Below are 20,768 nucleotides of genomic sequence, written 5' to 3'. Positions count from 1 at the left end.
GTCGATGTAACTGAGGACGGCGCTCCATTAGCGACGTTCCCCAACTGGGCCCCGGCCTTCGCCGGGGTGGTTGCAGTATGGTCGGAACCGACACACAGCCAATCGAGCGGCAACTCCCGCTCCTTGTTCTCCCGCGAAGGCGGGAGCCCAGTCTGGGCTCCCGCCTTCGCGGGAGAACAAGCTTTAGGTTGGAGTCAGCCCGCGACGGGGAGCTTCACTTTGCCGGCTTCGTCGCGTTCTAGAGCGCCGTAGGATAGCACGACTTCCAGCAGCAGCGGGCCGCCATAGATGTGCGGGAACAGCTGTCCCCCACGCGACTCCTCCCACTTCACGTCGTCGCCGAGCGCTTCGAGATCGATCGCCGCGACGTGCAGGTCCGACTGGCCGGCGAAGTGCTTGTCGACCGTTTCCGTCAGCTGCTCGGCGGTCGACAGGTGGATATAGCCATCGGCTACATCCACCGGCGCACCCGCAAAGCTCCCGCTTTCCAGGGTCGCCAGTTGCTCCCCGGTCAGCACCTTATAGGCGATCGGATCGCGACTCATTCGCCGTCCTCCGGTCCTGCGGCGGTATCCTCGCCGATCGTCGCGCCGGTATCAGGCGCGACCTCCGGCACGGCGTCCGCCAGGTTGATCTCGGCGTCTTCCTCGGTTTCCTCGATCCGTGCGGCCGAGACGACATGCTCGCCCTTCGCCACGTCGAACAGCTTCACGCCCGCCGAATTGCGACTGATGACGCGGAGCGACGCGAGCGTCGTGCGGATCAGTTTCGCCTGGTTGGTCACCAGCATCAGCTGATGGCCCTTCGCCGCGGCGAAGCTCGCCACGACGGGGCCGTTGCGCGCGATGTTGTCGATGTTGGTGATGCCCTGGCCGCCGCGACCGGTGCGGCGGTAATCATAGGCGCTCGACAGCTTGCCATAGCCGTTCTCGCAGACCGTCAGGATGAACTGCTCGCGGTCCTTGAGATCGTTGTAGCGGTCGGCGCCCATGCCGTGATCGCCCTCGCGCTCGCCCTTCCACGGTGCGAACTTGAGATACGTCTCGCGCTCCTCAGGCGTCGCGCCGACACGGTGCAGGACCGACAGCGAGATGACCTCGTCGTCGCCCTTCAGCGTGACGCCGCGCACGCCGGTCGACGTCCGGCTCTGGAACTCGCGCACGTCGTCGCCCGCGAAGCGGATCGCCTTGCCGAGCTTGGTCGCGAGCAGCACGTCGTCATGCTCGCTGAGCAGTGCGACGCCGATCAGCTTGTCCTCCGAACCCTCTTCGAAGCGCATCGCGATCTTGCCGTTCGACGGCACGTTGGTGAACGCGTCCATCGCGTTGCGGCGCACGAGCCCGCGCTGCGTCGCGAACATCACGTGCAGGCGGCTCCACTCGCTCAGATCCTCCGGCAACGGAAGCACGGTCGAGATCGTCTCGCCCGGCGCCAGCGGCAGCAGGTTGATCATCGGGCGACCGCGCGTGGCGGGGCCACCCTCGGGCAGGCGCCAGACCTTGTAGCGATAGACCTTGCCGAGGTTCGAGAAGAACAGCACCGGGGTGTGCGTCGAGGTGACGAACAGCTCGGTGACGACGTCCTCGTCCTTCGTCGACATGCCCGCGCGACCCTTGCCGCCGCGGGCCTGCGCGCGGAACGTGTCGAGGCTGGTGCGCTTGATATAGCCCTGCATGGTCACGGTGACGACCATGTCCTCGCGCTCGATCAGGTCCTCGTCGTCGATGCCGTTGGCGGCAGCCGCAATCTCGGAGCGGCGCGGGGTGGCGAATTCGTCGCGGATCGCGATCAACTCGCCGCGCATCACTTCGTACAGCTTCGCACGGTCGCCGAGGATGTGGAGCAGCTCGCCGATCGTCGCGGCCAGCGCCTTCAGCTCGTCGCCGATCTCGTCGCGACCGAGCAGGGTCAGGCGGTGCAGGCGGAGATCGAGGATCGCGCGGACCTGCGGTTCGGACAGCTTGTAGATGCCGTCGGCCTGCTTGTCCTCGACCGCCTCGACCAGCGCGATGTACGGCGCGATCTCCTCGACCGGCCACTCGCGCGCTAGCAGCTTGCCGCGGGCTTCGGCGGGGCTCGACGAGCCGCGGATGATCTTGACGACTTCGTCGAGGTTGGTGACCGCGATGACGAGGCCGAGCAACAGGTGCGCGCGCTCGCGCGCCTTGGCGAGTTCGAACTTCGAGCGGCGGGTGATGACCTGCTCGCGGAACGTGATGAACGCGCCGATGATGTCGCGCAGGTTGAGCAGTTCGGGACGGCCGCCGCGGATCGCCAGCATGTTGGCGGGGAAGCTCGACTGCGCCGGCGTGTGCCGCCAGAGCTGGTTGAGCACCACGTCGACGGTCGCGTCGCGCTTTAGGTCGATGACGATGCGGACGCCCATGCGGCTCGATTCGTCGCGGATGTCGCTGACGCCTTCGATCCGCTTGTCCTTGGCGGCTTCGGCGATCTTCTCGACCAGGCCGTTCTTGCCGGTCTGGAACGGGATCTCGGTGAGGACGATCGAGCGACGGTCACCCTTGCCCTCCTCGACGATGTGGCGCGAGCGGACGATGATCGAGCCGCGGCCGGTCTCGTAGGCGGACTTGGCACCCGCGCGGCCGAGGATGATCGCGCCGGTCGGGAAGTCGGGACCGGGGACGATCTCGAACAGTTCCTCGGTCGTGATCGCGCCATTGTCCATGTAGGCGAGGCACGCGGCGATGACTTCGCCCAGATTGTGCGGCGGGATGTTGGTCGCCATGCCGACCGCGATGCCGCCCGCGCCATTGACCAGCAGGTTCGGGAACCGCGCCGGTAGCACCGAAGGCTCCCGCTCCGAGCCGTCATAGTTGGGCGTGAAGTCGACCGTATCCTTGTCGAGATCGCCGAGCAGCGCGTTCGCCACCTTGCCGAGACGCGCCTCGGTGTAGCGCATTGCCGCGGGTGGATCGGGATCCATCGAGCCGAAGTTACCCTGGCCGTCGATCAGCGGCACGCGCATCGACCAGTCCTGGGTCATGCGGGCCAACGCGTCGTAGATCGAGCTGTCGCCGTGCGGATGGTATTTACCCATCACGTCGCCGACGATGCGGGCCGATTTGCGGTAGGGCTTGCCGGCGACGAAGCCGCTTTCGTGCGCGCCGTACAGGATGCGGCGATGGACGGGCTTCAGGCCGTCGCGGACGTCGGGCAGTGCGCGCGCGACGATGACGCTCATCGCATAGTCGAGGTAGCTCGACTTCATCTCGTCGACGATCGAGATCGTGGCGATGCCGGCGGGCTCGCCGCCCTGGGGTTCGGCGAGTATGGTCTCGTCGGTCAAATCTGAACGCTTTCGGCTTGTTGCGGTGTTGTGACACACCTTAGCCGAGGGGGGGGCACCTTACTACCCCCGCGCACGCGTACGCACGCGAGGGAGCAAGGTTTCATCGTTAATTTGGGGGGTTATTTGCAGGCGGTCTTGGTCTTGTTGCCGGCGAGCGAGCAATCGTACGTCACGGTCTTGCCGTTCGCGAGTTTGGCGGTGACCATGCGGCCCTTCTTGACCGTGGTCGTGCGCTTAGCGACCTTGGTGTTGCCCATCGGCGTGGTGGTCTTGGTCGTCGTGGTGTGCGTCGCGACGGTCTTCGGCTGGACGATCTTGGTCTGCGCCTGCGTGGCGGCAACCGCAGCGCCGCCGGAGAGCAGCGCGCTACCGGCGAGGATCGCGAGGGGGAGGGACTTCTTCATGCGGGTATCCTCTCGTTTCGGCCTTGGTGGACGATGCGCAGAGACTGCGCCGAGGGACCTGAACGGAGTGTGGCGACGAGGTGAAATCGGCGTCATGCGCCGGAGGGGGGCGGTGTGGACGAGCCCCACCCGCTCCGTCATGCCGGGCTCGTTCCGGCATCCACGGTTCCGTATATTCGACGGAATTGGATATGCGGAACAGTGGACCCCGGAACAGGTCCGGGGTGACGGAGGGGGGATGCAACCACGTCGGTTCTCCTGCGCACGCAGGAGTCCAGGGTTACGGGCGGTAGCGTTTGGTATCCGGGGTTCCTGCGTGCGCAGGAGAACAGCGACTAAGGCGTGACCTCTACCCCGTCCCAGGCGAACAACTTGCCGCTGTCCGGTGCGCGCAGGCCGTCGATGACGTCGAGCAACTGCACCGCCGCGCGGTCCGGCTTGAACAGGTTGCCGGGGGTGACGTTGCCCTGGAACGGCTTCGACAGGCCGGTGTCGACTGTGCCGGGATGCAGGCCGACGACGATCCCGCTGGAGTTCCGCCGCTTGTCCTCGATCGAGATCGTCTTCACCAACTGGTTCAGCGCCGCCTTCGACGCGCGATAGCCGTACCAGCCGCCGAGCTTGTTATCGCCGATGCTGCCGACACGAGCAGACAGCACCGCGAACACGATCCGCCCCGCCTTCGGCATCGTCGGCAAAAAGTGCTTCGCCACCAGCGCCGGGCCGATCGCGTTGATCGCGAAGTTGCGCGCCATCCACGCCGGATCGAGCTCGCGCATCGCCTTCTCGGGCCCCTTGTCGCCGTCGTGGAGCAACCCCGTCGCGACGATCACCAGCGTCGGCGACCCAACGCGCAAAGCTGCCGCAGCAATGCTCGCCTCGTCCTCCAGATCGAGATGCCGATCACCACTCTCCGAACGCGCGAACCCGTAGACCTTGTCGAACGCCCCTTCCTCGATCAGCGCCTCCTCAAGCGCCATGCCGATCCCACCCGACACACCGATGACGACCGCGCTGCTCACTTGCGCACGAACCGGAACTGCGCGTCGCTGCTGCCCGCCGCGTCATAGGCATAGCCGTCGCTGTCGAAGCCCTTGATCCCCTCGATGTCGTCGACGCGGTGTTCGACCAGCCACCGCGCGACCATCCCGCGCGCTTTCTTCGCATGGAAGCTGACGAACTTCTGCGCCTCGCCCTCGCGGAAATCGATCGCGACGACGCGGATGGAGGAGGGCAGCTTGCCGTCCGCCGCAGCCCAATATTCCTGGCTGGCGAGGTTGAGTATCGTGCCTGATCCCTCCGCCTCGACGTCGTCGGCGAGCAGCTTGGCGATCCGGTCCCCCCACCAGTCGGTCAGCTTCGTCTTCCGCGGCGCCCAGCGCGTGCCCATCTCCAGCCGGTAGGGCCGCATCAGGTCGAGCGGACGCAGCAATCCGTACAGTCCCGACAACATCCGCACGTGATCCTGCGCGTAATCGACCGCCGCCTCGTCGAGCGTCTTCGCCTCCAGCCCGGTGTAAACGTCGCCGGCAAACGCGAACATCGCCGGTCGCTCGGGCAGCGTGTCGAAATCGCGGAACCGGTCCGCGTTGAGCTTCGCCAGTGCGGGCGAGATATGCATCAGCTCGGACAGCTTCTTTTGCGTCAGGTGCGCGGCGGCATGCGCCAGCGTCTTCGCCTCTGCGGCGAACCGCGGCGCGGTCGGGTCGAGCTGGGGCAGCGTGCTCTCGTAATTGAGCGTCTTGGCGGGCGAAAGAACAGCGATCATGCCCGCGATCTAGCGGCCGCAATGGGCACGTTCAATCGACGTTCACGCGCAAAAACGCTTTGATGGGATCCAAGCCGCTTGCTTGAACGTATCCACGACGGACCATATAGCGTCGCCGCGCGCCACGAAGGTATTCGAGGTCGGCGCAGAGGGAGAGTTTCCGCATGAAGACCATTTCGAAGCTTGCACTGATTGCGGCGTTCGCCACCGGCACGAGCGGCCTCGCGCTGTCGACGCCTGCGTTCGCCAAGGACAAGAAGGCCGACGCGGCGCCAGCGATGAAGCTGAGCCCCGAAGTGCAGAAGCCCGGCGTGGCCGCGCAGACCGCGCTGGCCGCCAAGGATTTCGCCGGTGCGCAGACCGCGATCGACCAGATCGATGCCGCCGCCAAGACCGATTACGAGAAGTATATTGGTGCTGCGCTGCGCTATCAGCTCGAGAACGACAAGATCGTCGCGACGCAGACCGCCAACCCGAACGCGCCGGTCAACGAGACCACGCTCGCCAAGCCGCTCGATGCACTGATCGCCAATGCGGCCACCCCGGCGGCGGATCGCGGCAAATATGCGTATCGTCGCGGTGCGCTGGCGTTCAACGGCAAGCAGTATCCGATCGCGCTCCAGTATTTCGCGAAGGCCAAGGAACTCGGCTATACCAACCCGGACCTCGGGTTGCAGATCGTCAAGGCGAAGATGGAAAGCGGCGACGTGACCGGCGCGACCGCCGATCTCGACGCTGCCATCACGCAGATGACCGCGGCGGGCCAGAAGGCCCCCGAGGATTATTACCGGTACGCGATCGCCAAGTCCTACGCCGCCAAGCGTAACGCCGACACGATGGCATGGCTGAAGAAGTGGGTCACCGCCTATCCGTCGGCCAAGAACTGGCGCGACACGCTGATCCTCGCGGGGATCCAGCAGAACGCGCTGATCACGCTGGACGAAGCGCAGAAGGTCGACATCTTCCGCCTGATGCGGGCGACCAATTCGCTCGCCGACCAGACCGACTATCTGCAATATGCGGACAGCGTGAACCGTCGCGGCCTGCCGAGCGAAGCACAGGCGGTGATCAAGGAAGGCATGGCGCAGGGCAAGATCCCCGCCGGCAACGCGATGTCGAAGGGCCTGCTGGCCGACGCGACCAAGAACATCGCTGCCGATGGTCCGCTCGCTGGCCTCGAAAAGCGCGCGACGACCGCAGCCAACGGCAAGCTCGCCGCGGGTACGGCCGATGCGTATCTCGGGCAGAACAACTACGCCAAGTCGGCCGAGCTTTATAAGCTGGCGCTGACCAAGGGTGGTGTCGACGCCGACGACGTCAACCTGCATCTCGGCATCGCGCTCGCGAAGTCGGGTGACAAGGCCGGTGCTGCGGCTGCGTTCGCCGCGGTCAAGGCCTCGCCGAAGGCCGACGTCGCGGGCCTGTGGACGACCTGGCTGGCGGCACCTGCCGCATAAGGCGATCCGCTTGGATCTGGGGAAGCGGGGTGGCAGCGATGCCGCCTCGTTTTCGTTTCAGGTGACGCGACCGAGTTTGGGCAGCGCGCCGAGGGTTTGTCAGTCGCCGACCACCACCGGGATGCCCGAGAGCGCCTTGGCGGTGCGGATCGTCAGCGACGTTTTCACGCTCGCGACGTTCGGCGCCGGCGTCAGGTGGGTCGTTAGGATTTCCTGGAAGCTCTTCAGGTCGGCGGCGACGATCTTCAGGATGAAGTCGATCTCGCCGTTGAGCATGTGGCATTCGCGAATCTCGGGAATGTCGGCGATGTGATTCTCGAACGCGGCGAGGTCGTGCTCGGCCTGGCTGCGCAGCGAGACCATCGCGAACACCGTGATCGGAAAGCCCAGCCGGCTCGCGTCGAGATCGGCATGATAGCCGCGGATCGCGCCGGCTTCTTCGAGCGCGCGGACGCGGCGCAGGCAGGGTGGCGCGGTCAAGCCGACCTGATCGGCCAGATCGACGTTTGTCATCCGTCCGTCCGCCTGCAACAGCGACAGGATCTGCCGATCGATCCGGTCAAAACTCATTTCACGCAACTCCCGAGCAACATCGCAAACCAATTGGTTCGTTCCCCATAGCCATAAGATTGTTGCGGCGAAACGCAATTGTCCCACTATGCGACGAACCCGCCGGCGCCGGAAAATGCGGAGTTCCTTCGAAGAGTCGCGCGCGTTAAGGAATCGCAACGGCGGGCATGCTAGGTCATCCGTTCCGGGAGACAATGTGCGGTTCGACGACAGCCTGAAGACGATCCTCTCTGCAGACATGGCCTCCGAATTCGGAGCGCAGTCGGCATGGCGGCAACTCGTCGACCTGATGGGCCGTGGTCGCATCGCGTGCGACGCGCCGTCGATTGCAAGGTTGCGCATGCTGCGTCCGGAAGTGCCGGTCGCGGTTCGTGCGGCCAGTGCGCGCGCGCTCGCCTTTGCCGCGCCGGATGCGTTGCTGGTCGGGTTCTTCGCCGAAGACGCGTTGGCGATCGCTGCGCCAGTGTTGCGCACCGCGAGGCTGGCGCCGGACGCGTGGCTGGCGATCCTGCCGCGGCTGACGCCGGCGGGTCGCTCTGTCCTGCGGCATCGTCGCGATCTGCCTGATGCCGTCCAGCGCGGGTTGCAGAGCTTTGGCCCGATCGATTTCGTCCTGCCGCAGCCTGAGGCCGTGCCCAATGCGGTAGTGGACGATGATCAGGCCGAAGCGGTGCCCGAGCCCGTCGATACCGCCGTAGCCGCTCCGATCACCGCAGAAACCGCTACGGTCGAGCCGGCGGCGGTTGCTGCGGAAACGGCCACCGCCGAGCCCGTGGCGGCTGTCGCAGAAACAGCCACCGTCGAGCCGGCAGCTGCGGTGTCGCCGCTGCCGAGCGCGCCGCTGAGCGAAACACCGTTCATCGCGCTCGGCGACGTCGCGCGTGGATTGCCGTTCATGGCGGAGGCGCTGCGCCATGCCAAGCTGGCCGAGAGCGCCCCGGCGATCGACGACGAGCAGACTGCCGGCACCGATGTCGAGCGGTTCGAGATCTCCGATCTCGTCGCGCGGATCGAGGCGTTCAACAAGGATCGTACGGTCGATGCCAGCGCTCCGGCGGCCGTATCCATCGAGGTCGAGACCTTCCGGTACGAAACCGACTCGCACGGCGTGATCCGGGTGATCGAAGGCGTCGCCCGCTCGGCGCTGGTCGGCGTGTCGCTTGGCTATGCGGCAAGGCAGGGCGAGGCGCAGCTCGATGGTGCCGTGGCGGGCGCGTTCAGGCGGCGGTCGCGGTTCAGCGACGCGCGGCTTGAGGTTGGTGGATTGTCCGACGCGTTCGGATCGTGGCGGTTGTCCGGCGTACCAGCGTTCGAGCACGCGTCCGGTCGGTTCATTGGTTTTCACGGGACCGGACGACGACCGCGGCGCGACGAGACCGCCGAGCCGGCGCGCGCGTCTTCGCCGGTATCCGACTCACTGCGCCAGCTTGTCCACGAGCTGCGGACGCCGACCAATGCGATTTCCGGGTTCGCCGAGCTGATCGAGACGCAGTTGCTCGGCCCCGTCTCGCCGACCTATCGCGACCGGGCGACGGCGATCCGCACGCAGGCGAGCGATCTGCTCGCGGCGATCGACGACCTGGATATCGCGGCGCGGATCGAAGGCCATGCGCTCGATCTGCGGCCGACTGCGGTAGCGGTGCTGCCGTTGCTGGACCGCGTCGTGGCGGATCTGAAGCCGCTTGCCGTGCTGCGCGGTACCAGTGTCGCGATCGTTGCCCCGGCGGGCGATTGCGACATCCTGGGCGACGATCGTGCGGTCGAACGGCTGATCGGGCGGTTGATCGCGGCGCTGGTATCGGCGGGACGCCCCGACGAGCGGCTCGGCATAGTCGTTCGACCGGTCGGCGAGACGGTGACGATCGCGTTCGACCGGCCTGCCTCGCTGGCGGCGCATGTGACCGATGTCCTGCTCAGCATCGATGCCGAGCAGGAGAATGACGGCGAGGGCGCGCCGTTGCTCGGTACCGGTTTCGCGCTGCGACTTGCGCAGAATCTGGCGGTTGAGCTTGGCGGGGTGCTGACGATCGGCATCGACACGCTCACGCTGCAACTCCCGGCGTCGGACGCGCGCAACGTCGGTGACCAGACCGAGCTTATGGTCGACGAGCGACGGTGATCGCCGATCGCGCGTATCGCCCGCCACGGCCGACCAACGCGCAACGCATCGTCTGGCCGGATACGTTCGGTACCCGCTTCACGGTCATGGTCGATGTCGAGGAAGAGTTCGACTGGGACGCACCGCCCGATCCTCGCAACCGTGCGACCACCGCGATGGCCGCCTTTCCCGACGCGCATCGTCGGTTCGCCGAGCGCGGTGTCGGGCTTACCTGCATGGTCGATCATCCGATCGCCACCGATCCCCGTTCGGTCGCGATCCTCTCGCGCGTCCTCGAGGACGCGCGGTCGGAGATCGGTGCGCAGCTGCATTCGTGGGTCACGCCGCCGTTCGAAGACGGTGCCGCCGACACATCGAGCTTTGCAGGCAATCTGCCCGCTGCGGTCGAGGCGGCGAAACTCGAAACGCTGACGAGCGAGATCATCGCGGCGTTCGGCGTTCGACCGCGCGTCTATCGGGCGGGGCGCTATGGCATCGGTCCGAATAGTTTCGACCTTCTGAGACGGCTGGGCTACGAGATCGATAGCTCGGTGCGGTCGGGATATGATTACCGTGGCAAGGGCGGCCCCGATTTCGGGCTGGCGGACGCGCAGGCGTATCGCGTGCAGGGGATCGTCGAGCTGCCGTTGACGACGGTTTTCACTGGTCATGCTCGGAAGGGCGGCGCGCGCCTGTATCGGGCGTTGGGTGGTATCCCGAAGGGCAGGGGGCTGTTCGCGCGTACCGGGCTGTTGTCGCGGATCGCGCTGACTCCGGAGGATATGCCGATCGAAGCCGCGCTTGAAGCGGTCGCGGTTGCGGCGGGCGAGGGGCTTCGGTTGCTCAACCTGTCGTTCCACTCGCCGTCGCTGGTGCCGGGGCATACGCCGTATGTGCGCGACGCGGCGGACTTGAAGCGATTCCACGGGTGGTGGGCGACGATGTTCGACGAATTCGATCGCCGTGGTATCCGCAATGCGTCGCTCGATGAGATCCTGACGGCGCTGGCCTAGGCAAGCGCCGGTCGCAGCTTGTTCGACTTGGCGGGCGAGCAGGCGATGTCGGTCGATTCGCACGCCCCATCTCCAACGTACTCCCCTCCCTGGAAGGGAGGGGCAGGGGGTGGGTTTCCGCATATTTCACCGTTTGGGGCTCAAGCTGGCCGACCCACCCCCAACCCCTCCCTTCCAGGGAGGGGAGACCGCTGTGGATTTGGGCTTCGCTAGAGCTTTCAACTGGTCGTCTTAGCTGCACGCCCAAAACGAGAAAGGGCGGCCCGTTGCCGGACCGCCCTCTTGGTAAGCAATACTGAAAGCGAGATTAGCGCTTCGAGAACTGGAAGCTGCGACGGGCCTTCGCCTTGCCGTACTTCTTGCGCTCGACGACGCGGCTGTCGCGGGTCAGGAAGCCTGCTGCCTTCACCGATGCGCGCAGCACCGGCTCGAAGCGGGTCAGGGCCTGGCTGATGCCGTGCTTGACCGCGCCGGCCTGGCCCGAAAGGCCACCACCCTTGACGGTGCAGACGACGTCGTACTGACCTTCGCGCTCGGTGATCCCGAACACCTGGTTGATGACGAGACGCAGCGTCGGACGTGCGAAATACACTTCCTGGTCACGACCGTTGATCGTGATCTTGCCGGTGCCGGGCTTGACCCAGACGCGTGCGACGGCGTCCTTGCGACGGCCGGTCGCATAGGCGCGGCCCTGCTTGTCGAGGATCTGCTCGCGCAGCGGCATCGGCTCGCGTACGGGCTCGTTCGAGACCGGCGCTGCGATATCGCCTTCGCTGGTCGGCAGAGCCTGCTCGGCGGGGGCAGCCGGCGCGGGCTGGTTGGTCAGGCTCGCGAGATCGGCGAGCGACTGGCGGTTGTCGGACATTATGCGCCCACCTTGTTCTTGCGGTTCATGCTGCCGATGTCGAGCACGGCAGGGTTCTGTGCCTCGTGCGGATGCTCGGTGCCCTTGAAGATACGCAGGTTGCGCATCTGCTCACGACCCAGCGGGCCGCGCGGGATCATGCGCTCGACAGCCTTTTCGAGAACGCGCTCCGGGAAGCGGCCGTCGAGGACCTTGGCGGCAGTGATGCCCTTGATGCCGCCGGCGTAACCGGTGTGCTTGTAATAGATCTTCTTCGCGGCCTTGTTGCCGGTGAAGCGAATCTTGTCGGCGTTGATCACGACGACGTTGTCACCGCAATCGACATGCGGGGTGAACGACACCTTGTGCTTGCCGCGCAGGACGTTGGCGATGATCGATGCGGCACGGCCGACGACGAGACCTTCCGCGTCGACGATATGCCACTGCTTCTCCACCTCAGCCGGCTTTGCCGACTTGGTGGTCTTCATGAGCGCCTTCATGGGCGTTAGACCTTCCAGATTGAATGCAAGCGCACCAAGGGGAGGCCCCGCAGCGCGAATGCCGGCCTAATGCTGAAAGGGGGGCTTCAAGTCAAGCTTTCCGCCGGTTTCCTGACGGGTATTATTATACCCGCTGCTTGATACGGGGTGCTGTGCCGACTGCGTGGGCGGCGAACATCGCGGCGATCAGGAGGAGCGCGGCGTTGCCCTGGTGCGCGACCGCGACGTCGATCTGCACGCCGGTCATCAGCGTTGCGATGCCGAGCATGATCTGAAGCGTGACGAGGCCGACGACGAAGAACCCCGCGCTGCTGCCGGTCTTGGTCGCTTTGATCGCGAGCCAGATGAGGCCGGCGGCGGCGGCGAACGCGAACCAGCGGTGGATGAACTGCACGACGATCGGGTTGTCGACCGCGTTGCTCCAGGCGGGGTTCACCATCGGCACGTCGGCGGGGAACAGCCCGTCGCCCATCAGCGGCCAGCTGGCGAACGCGTACCCCGCGTCGAGACCGGCGGTGAACGCGCCGTAGACGAGCTGTACGAACAACAGCGCCAGCGCGACGATCGCTACGGGTGCGAGGCGGGCAGGGGCGGCGAGCGGATTGCGGTGTAGCGCCATCAGGTCGAGCGCGGTCCAGACGATCCCCGCGAGGATCGTCAGCGCGGTCAGCAGATGGACGGCGAGTCGGATGTGGCTGACGTCGGTTCGCACCGACAGGCCCGAGGCGACCATCCACCAGCCGATCGCGCCCTGGAACGCGCCGAGCGCGAGAAGTGCCGACAGCCGCGAGCCATAGCCGACCGGGATACTCTTGCGCACCGCGAACCAGATCAGCGGCACCGCGAACACGAGACCGATCACGCGGCCCCATAGCCGGTGGAGATATTCCCAGAAGAAGATCGCCTTGAACCCGCCGACCGTCATGTCGGCGTTGAATGCGGCATATTCGGGGATGCGCTTGTAGGCGTCGAACTCGGCCTGCCACTGCGCGTCGTTGAGCGGCGGGATGATCCCGCTGATCGGCTTCCACTGCGTGATCGACAGCCCCGACTCGGTCAGCCGCGTGATCCCGCCGATGACGACCATCGCAACGATCAGGCCGGCTACCGTGAACAGCCACAGGGCGACGGAACGAGGACGGGCTTTGCTGAGAAAGGCGGCGCTGGGTTGAAGCATGATGAGGAGATAGTAGTTTGCGAGGCGGGGCGCCATCGGTTCGTGGTGCGCCATTGCTTCATGTTGCCGAAGGTGCCGCGGGTGGGGGGGATGGTGTTGAACTATTTCTCCGTCATCCTGACGAAAGTCAGGATCCAGAGTTACGCACGCTGCCGCTTGAGGCTCTGGATCCTGACTTTCGTCAGGATGACGACGGATGGCCACTACGCGATCCCTGGCGGCGATCCGATCTGACGAACCCAAAATCCTCCGCAAGAAAAATGCGATGTAATGTTGTATCCTTTCGTTGAGACATCTATATCGGCCGAACGATGACGCCCTCGGCCACGCATACCCACCGCTTCGCCGGTCTCGATCGCTATGCGATCGGGCTGTCGGGCCTGTGCATGGTGCATTGCTTGGCGACCTCCGTGCTGGTCGCGCTGATGTCGACCGCGGGCGGTTTCCTGCTCGACCCGATCTTCCACGAAGTCGGCCTGACGATCGCGATCGGTCTCGGTGCGCTCGCGCTCGGGCGCGGTGTGCTCAACCACGGCTATATGATGCCTGCCGCGATGGGCGCGCTCGGGCTCGGCATCATGGCGGGCGCGATGACGCTGCCGCACGACAGCGGTGGCGGCGAGACGCTGTGGACGATCGTTGGCGTCGGCCTGCTTGCATTCGGCCACGATCTCAACCGTCGCGCGGAAAGCTGAGCGGGTTGCTGGAACTCTTCCGGCATCCTACTTCATCCAGCATGGCGCACGCTCACAACCACACCGAACCGCAGGGCGCCGATCTCACCGTCGCAGCACAGACGACGCTCGAAAAGGCTGGCGAGCAATGGACGACGATGCGCGCCAGCGTGTTTGCAGCCCTCGCCAGCTTCGAGAAGCCGGCATCGGCCTACGACATCGCCGAGGCCGTCTCGAAGGCCGAAGGTCGCCGCGTCGCCGCGAACAGCGTGTACCGCATCCTCGATCTGTTCGTCGGCGCGAACCTCGCGCGGCGAGTCGAGAGCGCGAACGCCTATGTCGCCAACGCACACCCGGATTGCCTGCACGACTGCATCTTCCTGGTCTGCGACTCGTGTGGGCAGACCACGCATCTCGACAACGACACGATCACCAAGGGCGTCCGCAGCGCGGCGGAAGCGGCCGGCTTCTCCCCGGTCCGCCCGGTGATCGAAGTCCGCGGGCGATGTGCGGACTGCGAGGCGAAGTAGCCGCCTTCTTGTCCGTCATCCTGGGCTAGACCCAGGATCCAGAGCCCAGCAGCGCCGCGATTCAGGCTCTGGATCCCAGCGTTCGCTGGGATGACGGCGTTATTGGGTAACGACGGGTTAGAAGGGCTTTATTATCCCAAATCCTTCCCCATCCGGATCATCGGCACCGGGACCTCGCCCGGCGTCTCGATCCGCTCGATCGGCAGATACCCGCAGGCTCGGTACAGCGGCTCTCCGGCCAGCGTCGCCATCATCTCCGCCCGCGCAAACCCGGCCTCTCGCGCTGCGGCCTCGCAAACCGACAACACCAGTCGCCCGACACCCCGCCGCGTAAAGTCCGGGTCGGTATACATCGCGCGGATCCGCGCGGCATCGCGCATCGGATCGAGCAACGCCGCATCGCGCAACGCCGTGCTGTGATCGCCGCCATAGAGCGTCGCGCGCCGACTCCAGCCGCCACATCCGGCCAGCCGACCGTCCGCCTCGACCAGCAGATACGTCCCGTCCGCGATCAATTGCGTATCGAGCCCCATCACCGCGCGGCTCGCCTCGACCTGTGCCGGCGTGAGGAAGTCACCCTGCAACCCGCCGATCGCGCGCGCCATCAGCGCGGCGATCGCTGGGATATCCGCCTCACCGGCAACACGGTGCGTAAAGTTCATATTTGTGCACTTCCCGAGCGATTCCAGTGCGAATGCTACGCCAGGACACGGTAACAATCGACACGATACGCGCGCTGCATTAAGCCCGTCCGATGGCCGACCTTCCCTCGACACCGCTGCTCGACACCGTTTCGACGCCCGACGACCTCCGCAAGCTGCGCCCGGACCAGCTCCGCCAACTCGCCGACGAACTGCGTACCGAGACGATTTCCGCGGTCGGCACCACCGGCGGGCATCTCGGCTCGGGCCTCGGCGTGGTCGAGCTGACCACCGCGATCCACTATGTCTTCGATACCCCGCGTGATCGGCTGGTGTGGGACGTCGGCCACCAATGTTATCCGCACAAGATCATCACCGGACGCCGCGATCGGATTCGCACGCTGCGCCAGGGCGGGGGGCTCAGCGGTTTCACCAAGCGTAGCGAGAGCGAATACGATCCGTTCGGCGCGGCGCATTCCTCGACCTCAATCTCGGCGGCGCTCGGCTTTGCGATCGCCAACAAGATTGCCGGCACGCCCGGCAAGGGCATCGCGGTGATCGGTGACGGCGCGATGTCCGCGGGCATGGCGTACGAGGCGATGAACAACGCCGCGCAGGCGGGTAACCGGCTGGTCGTGATTCTCAACGACAACGACATGTCGATCGCCCCGCCGGTCGGCGGATTGTCGGCGTATCTCAGCCGAATCGTGTCGAGCCGCGAGTTCCTCGGCTTTCGCGACCTCGCGCGCAAACTCGCCAAGCGGCTGCCACGACCGATCGCCAGCGGCATGCGCAAGACCGACGAGTTCGCGCGCGGCATGACGATGGGCGGCACGTTGTTCGAGGAACTCGGCTTCTATTATGTCGGCCCGATCGACGGCCATAATCTCGAACACCTGATCCCGGTGCTCGAGAATGTCCGCGATGCCGAGGAGGGCCCGATCCTTGTCCACGTCGTCACCAAGAAGGGCAAGGGCTATGCCCCCGCCGAGGCTGCCGCGGACAAGTATCACGGCGTCCAGAAGTTCGACGTGATCTCCGGCGTGCAGACCAAGGCACCGCCAGGGCCGCCGCAATACCAGAACGTGTTCGGCGCGCAGCTCGTCGCCGAGGCCGCTAAGGACCCGCGGATCTGCGCGATCACCGCGGCGATGCCGTCGGGCACCGGCCTCGACGCGTTCGCCAAGGCGTATCCCGACCGGTTCTTCGATGTCGGCATCGCCGAGCAGCACGGCGTCACCTTCGCCGCCGGGCTCGCCGCGCAAGGGATGCGGCCGTTCTGTGCGATCTATTCGACGTTCCTCCAGCGCGCGTACGACCAGGTCGTGCATGACGTCGCGATTCAGAACCTGCCGGTGCGTTTCGCGATCGACCGCGCGGGTCTCGTCGGTGCGGATGGCGCGACTCACGCAGGGTCGTTCGACGTCACGTACCTCGCGACGCTGCCAAATTTCGTCGTGATGGCCGCGGCGGACGAGGCGGAGCTCGTCCACATGACGCACACCGCGGCGCAGTACGACACCGGCCCGATCGCTGTGCGCTATCCGCGCGGCAACGGCACCGGGGTCGCGCTGCCGGGGACCCCGCAACTGCTGGAGATCGGCAAGGGGCGTGTCGTGCGCGAGGGCAAGACGGTCGCGATCCTGTCGCTCGGCACGCGTCTCGAGGAAGCGCTCAAGGCTGCCGAGGTTCTGGAGGCCAAGGGGTTGAGCACGACGGTAGCGGATCTCCGCTTCGCCAAGCCGCTCGACGTCTACCTGATCCGGAAACTGCTGACAACGCACGAAGTCGCGGTGACGATCGAGGAGAACTCGGTTGGTGGCTTTGGTGCGCACGTGCTGACGATGGCGTCAGACGAGGGCTTGATCGACGGTGGGCTCAAGCTGCGTACGCTGCGTTTGCCGGACGTGTACCAGGATCAGGACAAGCCCGAAGTCCAGTATGCCGAAGCCGGGCTCGATGCGACCGCGCTGGTGGATACCGTGCTCAAGGCGCTCCGCCACAATTCGGGCGGGGTTGCCGAAGCGCGCGCATGACCGGGCCGACTAAGGGGCTTGTGATCATCGTTCTGGCGATGGTCGTGATGGTGTCGTTGAATATTGCGATGTGGCGGCGGATGCGGGGTAGCGTTGATAAGCGCCCATGACGCCAAAGTGATCTGGTCCGATCTGGATCTAACATCGCGCGGCGAAGAATAGTCCAAGATTGGTCAAGCTGTTCTTCGCGGTAGTCAATTCCGTAGAGCATGCGCGCGCGCGATCTTCATCGATCAGCAAATCGATAGATGACATCCAGATCCGACTGAAATCCTTTTGCAAGGATCTGTCGATTGCTGCACGGTGATTTCCTTGACTGACAAGGAAATCACAGATGCGCGTGTCGGGGTATCAGGTCGATCCGCTCCGCCTTTATGATGGCCCGGAGTTTGCCGAATATTGCATTGCGCAGTCGGCGTATCTGCCCGCGTCACGCGATAGGTCAGCGTGCGCGACATGTGCGCTGGGCAAATTGTGCGACGCGGGATTTCAAGAGCAGGTATCACGGGTCGCCGCCGGACTGAATCCCTCGCTGACCGAGTGTAAGACGTTCGATCCGGCATCGCTCGAACCCGAAAGATTGCTGGCCGGACTGGATGATGCCGAAGCCGCGTTCGCGCGAGCTCACATTTTCGTTAGCTGAAGGATAGAGTTATGGAACAGGAAATTTCGGCCGTACAGTTCGAGGCCAAGAAGCAGCTGGCATCAAAAAGCGAGCAGATCGGCACCGTGCAAATCCAGGCCAAGAAGCAGCTTTATGAGAAGACAGCCTCGATCGGCCGTCATCAGCTCGATGCCAAGCGCCAGATTGCAGAAAAGACCGCTGCGCTCGGACAGCATCAATTGTCCGCAAAGCAGCAATTGTCCGTGAAGGCCGCTACCCGGTTCGAAAATCCCGGCCGGAAATCCTAGTTGCGAACGAGAGCATCGATACGTTCGAGGTCGTCAGGCTCCGTGCGTATCGACGCTCGCTTGCTTACCCGCCGAGATAATGCGTCTGCGCGGCATCTGTCGCACTGACGGCCAGGATTGAGCGTGCCTTGCTGGGCGGTAGAGCTTGCCCGCGACCATCGCCACTCGCCGCGATGACCCGGTCGAGCAGATCCTGCCCTTCACGCCACCAGCCGATCCCACTCGCGGCATTCAGATGCCCTTGCGGCCCGGCATCGACGAAGTGGCTGCCCCAGTCCGCTGCCATGCTGTGCGCGCGCTCGGGCGTGACCCAGGGGTCGTCGCTGCTCGCCACGACGATCGATGGGAATGGCAGCGGCGTGCGCGGCGTCGGCGAGAAGCCCTTCAGTTCGGCCTGCGCGCCGCCACGATCTACGTCCGCCGGCGCCACCAGCAACGCGCCGGCTACCGGCCAGCCATAAGGTTGTGGGCTGAGTTCGGCCCACCACGCCACTGCGAGGCACCCGAGGCTGTGCGCGGCGAGGATCACCGGCGCCTGTGCCTGCCGGATCGCTTCGTCGAGCCGCGTTACCCAGGCGTTGCGGTGCGGCGTGTTCCACATGCCGAGTTCGACGCGCACCGTGTCGGGCCGCGCCTCTTCCCATAACGTCTGCCAGTGCGAAGGACCCGATCCACCAAGGCCGGGCACGGTCAGGATCGTCGGCTGGACGGAATCATACGGTGCGAAACTACCCACAGCGCTTCTCCTTCTCCAAAACCTCGTTCTTCGAGGTCGGGAGCGTGGCCGAAAGACGCTCTAGGGCACGCCATTTGGTCACGATCCCATGCCTTCAACGTAATCCTACTCGATCGATAGGCAATGGCATTGCGGCGAAAGGAAGGCAGCTTGCGGCAATCGGATCGGGCGGCGATAGCGGGCGGATGGTGAAGGTACGTGCAGACCAAATGCTGGTCGACAGGGGGCTGGTCGAGTCGCGGACGCGCGCGCAGGCGCTGATCATGGCGGGCCTCGTCTTCGCGGGGACGAAGAAGGTCGACAAGCCGGGGCAGACGCTCGCGGAAGACGTGCAACTCGACGTGCGCGGTCGTGATCATCCCTGGGTCTCGCGCGGCGGGATCAAGCTGGCGCACGGCCTCGCGCATTTCGGTTGGGACGTGGCCGGCGCGGTCGCGATCGACGTGGGCTCGTCGACCGGCGGCTTTACCGACGTTATGTTGAAGAACGGTGCGGCGAAGGTCTACGCGGTCGATAGCGGCACCAACCAGCTTGCCTGGTCGCTCCGGCAGGATGACCGCGTCATCGTTCACGAGCAGACCAGCGCGCGTATTCTGACGCCCGCGCATATTCCCGAGGCGATCGACCTGATCGTCTGCGATGCGAGCTTCATTGGCTTGGCCAAGGTGCTGGAGCGGCCGATGTCCTTCGCCAAGCCCGACGCGCGGCTGATGGCGCTGGTGAAGCCGCAGTTCGAGGCGGGGCGCGGCGAAGTGGGCAAAGGCGGGGTCGTCCGCGATACTGCGATCCACCAGCGGGTCTGCGACGAGGTCGCGGCGTGGTTGACGGGGCAGGGGTGGAGCGTGGTCGGTGTGGTCGAGAGCCCGATCACGGGGCCTGAGGGTAACGTGGAGTTCCTGATTGCTGCTTTGCATGGGCGGCCGGCTTCTGAACAGCGGCTATCGGACGTGCCAAACGAGACGCAATCACCTCCGTCATCCTGACGAACGTCAGGACCCAGAGACACGCAGGGTGCGGTCGGTATCCTGGATCCTGACGTTCGTCAGGATGACGGCGTGGGGAAGCACCGTGCCGGAATGAACCACTAGCGGAACGATTGTTGTCGGCGCACGGTTTACCGAACGCCAAATGCGCGGCAGGACGAGGCCGCGTAGAGACGGAAGGATTTGTGTGGGCGGTATCGCTTCGAAGGGCCAGTTGAGGATGTCGTTCCTCCGCTGGGCGGTCGTGACCGTGCCCCTGATCCTGTTACTGGGCTTCGTCTCGGGGCGTTCGGTGAGCGTCGGCAGCGAGAATGCCTGGTACATGGCGCTCGCCAAGCCTGCGCTGAACCCGCCGGGCTGGGTGTTCCCGGTTGTCTGGACCACGCTTTACATCCTGATCGGGCTGGCGCTCGCGATGATCCTCAACGCGCGCGGCGCTCGGTTGCGCGGGCTTGCCGTCGCGCTGTTCGTCGGCCAGTTCCTGCTCAACCTCGCCTGGACGCCGATGTTCTTCGGTGCGCACAAGATCGGGCTGTCGGTACTGGTGATCGTCGCGATGCTGGTGCTGTCGATCGCCGCGACCTTCGTATTCGCGCGCATCCGCCCCGCCGCGGCGTGGCTGATGGTGCCGTACATGGTGTGGATCAGCTTCGCCGGCGTGCTCGCGTTCAGCATCGGGCGACTGAACCCCGGCGCCGAAACCCTTGCGCCCACGGCGCATACGTCCCAAATGCTGTGACGCAGCAGCCGTTTCGGCACTCACTGGGATTTTGAAGCAATGCAATCCGAAAACCGCGTGTTCGACGATATCGTCAAGGTCTTGAACGGCGCGGCCGGTACGCTTGCAGGCGTCGGTCGCGAAGCCGGTTCGGGTGCGCGCGAGCGTGCACGCGAATGGCTTGGCGGGCTGGATTTCGTCAGCCGCGAAGAGTTCGATGCGGTCAAGGCGATGGCCGCGGCCGCGCGCGACGAGAACGATGCCCTGAAGGCGCGTCTCGATGCGCTCGAAGCGAAATCGACGGTCATTGCGCCGCTCGGGGCGTCGGTCGACTGACTTTTCCACAGTTTTCCGCAGAAATGGGGCCGATGGGGTTGTCGGGGCGTTTTTGCCTCGG

Annotated in this window: 22 protein-coding genes; 11 read left to right on the top strand and 11 right to left on the bottom strand. The window is 65.3% G+C overall.

Annotated elements, in window-relative coordinates:
- Positions 1-194 precede the first annotated feature (194 nt).
- The 5 genes from C8J47_RS12465 to yaaA form a co-directional block, all read right to left on the bottom strand.
- Positions 195-545 carry a DUF952 domain-containing protein gene (locus C8J47_RS12465; protein ID WP_121885953.1) on the bottom strand — a complete coding sequence of 117 codons (351 nt, stop codon included), beginning with the start codon at positions 543-545 and terminating at the stop codon, positions 195-197.
- Positions 542-3,307: a DNA gyrase subunit A gene (gyrA, locus tag C8J47_RS12460; protein WP_121885952.1), complete on the bottom strand. Its 2,766-nt coding sequence runs from the start codon at positions 3,305-3,307 to the stop codon at positions 542-544. The genes C8J47_RS12465 and gyrA overlap by 4 nt, the downstream gene beginning before the upstream one ends.
- A 122-nt stretch (positions 3,308-3,429) precedes the next feature.
- A complete protein-coding gene (locus C8J47_RS12455) occupies positions 3,430-3,714 on the bottom strand; it encodes a hypothetical protein (RefSeq protein ID WP_121885951.1) in 285 nt (94 codons plus the stop codon).
- A gap of 335 nt (positions 3,715-4,049) precedes the next feature.
- Positions 4,050-4,736, bottom strand: a complete 687-nt coding sequence (locus C8J47_RS12450; protein ID WP_259467523.1) for an SDR family NAD(P)-dependent oxidoreductase — start codon at positions 4,734-4,736, stop codon at positions 4,050-4,052.
- Positions 4,733-5,482 carry a peroxide stress protein YaaA gene (gene yaaA / locus C8J47_RS12445; RefSeq protein WP_121885950.1) on the bottom strand — a complete coding sequence of 250 codons (750 nt, stop codon included), beginning with the start codon at positions 5,480-5,482 and terminating at the stop codon, positions 4,733-4,735. The genes C8J47_RS12450 and yaaA overlap by 4 nt, the downstream gene beginning before the upstream one ends.
- Before the next feature lie 164 nt (positions 5,483-5,646).
- Here yaaA and C8J47_RS12440 point away from each other — a divergent pair, with 164 nt between their 5' ends.
- Positions 5,647-6,939: a hypothetical protein gene (locus tag C8J47_RS12440; RefSeq protein WP_056047773.1), complete on the top strand. Its 1,293-nt coding sequence runs from the start codon at positions 5,647-5,649 to the stop codon at positions 6,937-6,939.
- Positions 6,940-7,038: 99 nt separating this feature from the next.
- Here C8J47_RS12440 and C8J47_RS12435 read toward each other — a convergent pair whose 3' ends face one another.
- Positions 7,039-7,509, bottom strand: coding sequence for an Lrp/AsnC family transcriptional regulator (locus C8J47_RS12435; RefSeq protein ID WP_056047776.1), 471 nt, complete (start codon positions 7,507-7,509; stop codon positions 7,039-7,041).
- A 196-nt stretch (positions 7,510-7,705) separates the two neighbouring features.
- Between C8J47_RS12435 and C8J47_RS12430 the strand changes: the two genes are divergently transcribed.
- Both C8J47_RS12430 and C8J47_RS12425 read left to right on the top strand, forming a co-directional pair.
- Positions 7,706-9,628, top strand: a complete 1,923-nt coding sequence (locus C8J47_RS12430) for a HAMP domain-containing sensor histidine kinase (protein ID WP_259467522.1) — start codon at positions 7,706-7,708, stop codon at positions 9,626-9,628.
- Entirely contained in the window at positions 9,625-10,620 is a 996-nt protein-coding gene (locus C8J47_RS12425; RefSeq protein WP_310886130.1) for a polysaccharide deacetylase family protein, read from the top strand. The genes C8J47_RS12430 and C8J47_RS12425 overlap by 4 nt, the downstream gene beginning before the upstream one ends.
- Positions 10,621-10,927: 307 nt before the next feature.
- Here the strand turns inward: C8J47_RS12425 and rpsI are convergent, their stop codons facing one another.
- The 3 genes from rpsI to C8J47_RS12410 all read right to left on the bottom strand — a co-directional run bounded on the left by rpsI (position 10,928) and on the right by C8J47_RS12410 (position 13,141).
- Positions 10,928-11,485: a 30S ribosomal protein S9 gene (rpsI, locus tag C8J47_RS12420; RefSeq protein ID WP_082441435.1), complete on the bottom strand. Its 558-nt coding sequence runs from the start codon at positions 11,483-11,485 to the stop codon at positions 10,928-10,930.
- On the bottom strand, positions 11,485-11,964 hold the full coding sequence (gene rplM / locus C8J47_RS12415) for a 50S ribosomal protein L13 (RefSeq protein ID WP_060524218.1): 480 nt from the start codon (positions 11,962-11,964) through the stop codon (positions 11,485-11,487). Before rplM ends, rpsI begins: the two co-directional genes overlap by 1 nt.
- A gap of 124 nt (positions 11,965-12,088) precedes the next feature.
- The gene (locus tag C8J47_RS12410) at positions 12,089-13,141 is read right to left on the bottom strand and encodes a COX15/CtaA family protein (RefSeq protein ID WP_121886216.1); all 1,053 of its coding nucleotides are present in this window, start codon (positions 13,139-13,141) and stop codon (positions 12,089-12,091) included.
- A 311-nt stretch (positions 13,142-13,452) separates the two neighbouring features.
- Here C8J47_RS12410 and C8J47_RS12405 point away from each other — a divergent pair, with 311 nt between their 5' ends.
- Together C8J47_RS12405 and C8J47_RS12400 are read left to right on the top strand one after the other, a co-directional pair.
- Positions 13,453-13,836, top strand: coding sequence for a MerC domain-containing protein (locus C8J47_RS12405; RefSeq protein WP_056047781.1), 384 nt, complete (start codon positions 13,453-13,455; stop codon positions 13,834-13,836).
- 41 nt (positions 13,837-13,877) lie between these two features.
- Positions 13,878-14,345, top strand: coding sequence for a Fur family transcriptional regulator (locus C8J47_RS12400; protein ID WP_121885948.1), 468 nt, complete (start codon positions 13,878-13,880; stop codon positions 14,343-14,345).
- Positions 14,346-14,476: 131 nt separating this feature from the next.
- Here the strand turns inward: C8J47_RS12400 and C8J47_RS12395 are convergent, their stop codons facing one another.
- The gene (locus C8J47_RS12395; protein WP_121885947.1) at positions 14,477-15,007 is read right to left on the bottom strand and encodes a GNAT family N-acetyltransferase; all 531 of its coding nucleotides are present in this window, start codon (positions 15,005-15,007) and stop codon (positions 14,477-14,479) included.
- Between the two features lie 92 nt (positions 15,008-15,099).
- On the opposite strand from C8J47_RS12395, the gene dxs reads away from it, so the two are divergent.
- From dxs to C8J47_RS12380, 3 genes are all read left to right on the top strand, one after another.
- A complete protein-coding gene (gene dxs, locus C8J47_RS12390) occupies positions 15,100-17,022 on the top strand; it encodes a 1-deoxy-D-xylulose-5-phosphate synthase (RefSeq protein ID WP_121885946.1) in 1,923 nt (640 codons plus the stop codon).
- A gap of 334 nt (positions 17,023-17,356) precedes the next feature.
- Positions 17,357-17,665, top strand: coding sequence for a hypothetical protein (locus C8J47_RS12385; RefSeq protein WP_121885945.1), 309 nt, complete (start codon positions 17,357-17,359; stop codon positions 17,663-17,665).
- An 11-nt stretch (positions 17,666-17,676) separates the two neighbouring features.
- The gene (locus C8J47_RS12380; protein ID WP_121885944.1) at positions 17,677-17,934 is read left to right on the top strand and encodes a hypothetical protein; all 258 of its coding nucleotides are present in this window, start codon (positions 17,677-17,679) and stop codon (positions 17,932-17,934) included.
- A 64-nt stretch (positions 17,935-17,998) separates the two neighbouring features.
- On the opposite strand, the gene C8J47_RS12375 is transcribed toward C8J47_RS12380, so the two are convergent.
- Positions 17,999-18,670, bottom strand: a complete 672-nt coding sequence (locus C8J47_RS12375; RefSeq protein ID WP_121885943.1) for an alpha/beta hydrolase — start codon at positions 18,668-18,670, stop codon at positions 17,999-18,001.
- Positions 18,671-18,855: 185 nt separating this feature from the next.
- Between C8J47_RS12375 and C8J47_RS12370 the strand changes: the two genes are divergently transcribed.
- The 3 genes from C8J47_RS12370 to C8J47_RS12360 all read left to right on the top strand — a co-directional run bounded on the left by C8J47_RS12370 (position 18,856) and on the right by C8J47_RS12360 (position 20,707).
- The gene (locus C8J47_RS12370) at positions 18,856-19,653 is read left to right on the top strand and encodes a TlyA family RNA methyltransferase (RefSeq protein ID WP_121885942.1); all 798 of its coding nucleotides are present in this window, start codon (positions 18,856-18,858) and stop codon (positions 19,651-19,653) included.
- Between the two features lie 220 nt (positions 19,654-19,873).
- Positions 19,874-20,392 carry a TspO/MBR family protein gene (locus tag C8J47_RS12365; RefSeq protein ID WP_121885941.1) on the top strand — a complete coding sequence of 173 codons (519 nt, stop codon included), beginning with the start codon at positions 19,874-19,876 and terminating at the stop codon, positions 20,390-20,392.
- A gap of 39 nt (positions 20,393-20,431) precedes the next feature.
- Entirely contained in the window at positions 20,432-20,707 is a 276-nt protein-coding gene (locus C8J47_RS12360) for an accessory factor UbiK family protein (RefSeq protein ID WP_121885940.1), read from the top strand.
- Positions 20,708-20,768: the final 61 nt, after the last annotated feature.

Source organism: Sphingomonas sp. PP-F2F-G114-C0414 (assembly GCF_003688595.1).
GTDB lineage: Bacteria > Pseudomonadota > Alphaproteobacteria > Sphingomonadales > Sphingomonadaceae > Sphingomonas.
Note: the sequence above shows the minus strand (reverse complement) of the source record. Positions and strands in the feature narration are given on the sequence as shown.

Bases quoted from the DNA above. Each gene is read 5' to 3' on its own strand.
- C8J47_RS12465 (WP_121885953.1), bottom strand. From the start codon at position 545: ATGAGTCGCGATCCGATCGCCTATAAGGTGCTGACCGGGGAGCAACTG.
- C8J47_RS12455 (WP_121885951.1), bottom strand. From the start codon at position 3,714: ATGAAGAAGTCCCTCCCCCTCGCGATCCTCGCCGGTAGCGCGCTGCTC.
- yaaA (WP_121885950.1), bottom strand. From the start codon at position 5,482: ATGATCGCTGTTCTTTCGCCCGCCAAGACGCTCAATTACGAGAGCACG.
- C8J47_RS12440 (WP_056047773.1), top strand. From the start codon at position 5,647: ATGAAGACCATTTCGAAGCTTGCACTGATTGCGGCGTTCGCCACCGGC.
- C8J47_RS12435 (WP_056047776.1), bottom strand. From the start codon at position 7,509: ATGAGTTTTGACCGGATCGATCGGCAGATCCTGTCGCTGTTGCAGGCG.
- rpsI (WP_082441435.1), bottom strand. From the start codon at position 11,485: ATGTCCGACAACCGCCAGTCGCTCGCCGATCTCGCGAGCCTGACCAAC.
- rplM (WP_060524218.1), bottom strand. From the start codon at position 11,964: ATGAAGGCGCTCATGAAGACCACCAAGTCGGCAAAGCCGGCTGAGGTG.
- C8J47_RS12410 (WP_121886216.1), bottom strand. From the start codon at position 13,141: ATGCTTCAACCCAGCGCCGCCTTTCTCAGCAAAGCCCGTCCTCGTTCC.
- C8J47_RS12405 (WP_056047781.1), top strand. From the start codon at position 13,453: ATGACGCCCTCGGCCACGCATACCCACCGCTTCGCCGGTCTCGATCGC.
- C8J47_RS12400 (WP_121885948.1), top strand. From the start codon at position 13,878: ATGGCGCACGCTCACAACCACACCGAACCGCAGGGCGCCGATCTCACC.
- C8J47_RS12395 (WP_121885947.1), bottom strand. From the start codon at position 15,007: ATGAACTTTACGCACCGTGTTGCCGGTGAGGCGGATATCCCAGCGATC.
- dxs (WP_121885946.1), top strand. From the start codon at position 15,100: ATGGCCGACCTTCCCTCGACACCGCTGCTCGACACCGTTTCGACGCCC.
- C8J47_RS12385 (WP_121885945.1), top strand. From the start codon at position 17,357: ATGCGCGTGTCGGGGTATCAGGTCGATCCGCTCCGCCTTTATGATGGC.
- C8J47_RS12380 (WP_121885944.1), top strand. From the start codon at position 17,677: ATGGAACAGGAAATTTCGGCCGTACAGTTCGAGGCCAAGAAGCAGCTG.
- C8J47_RS12370 (WP_121885942.1), top strand. From the start codon at position 18,856: ATGGTGAAGGTACGTGCAGACCAAATGCTGGTCGACAGGGGGCTGGTC.
- C8J47_RS12365 (WP_121885941.1), top strand. From the start codon at position 19,874: ATGTCGTTCCTCCGCTGGGCGGTCGTGACCGTGCCCCTGATCCTGTTA.
- C8J47_RS12360 (WP_121885940.1), top strand. From the start codon at position 20,432: ATGCAATCCGAAAACCGCGTGTTCGACGATATCGTCAAGGTCTTGAAC.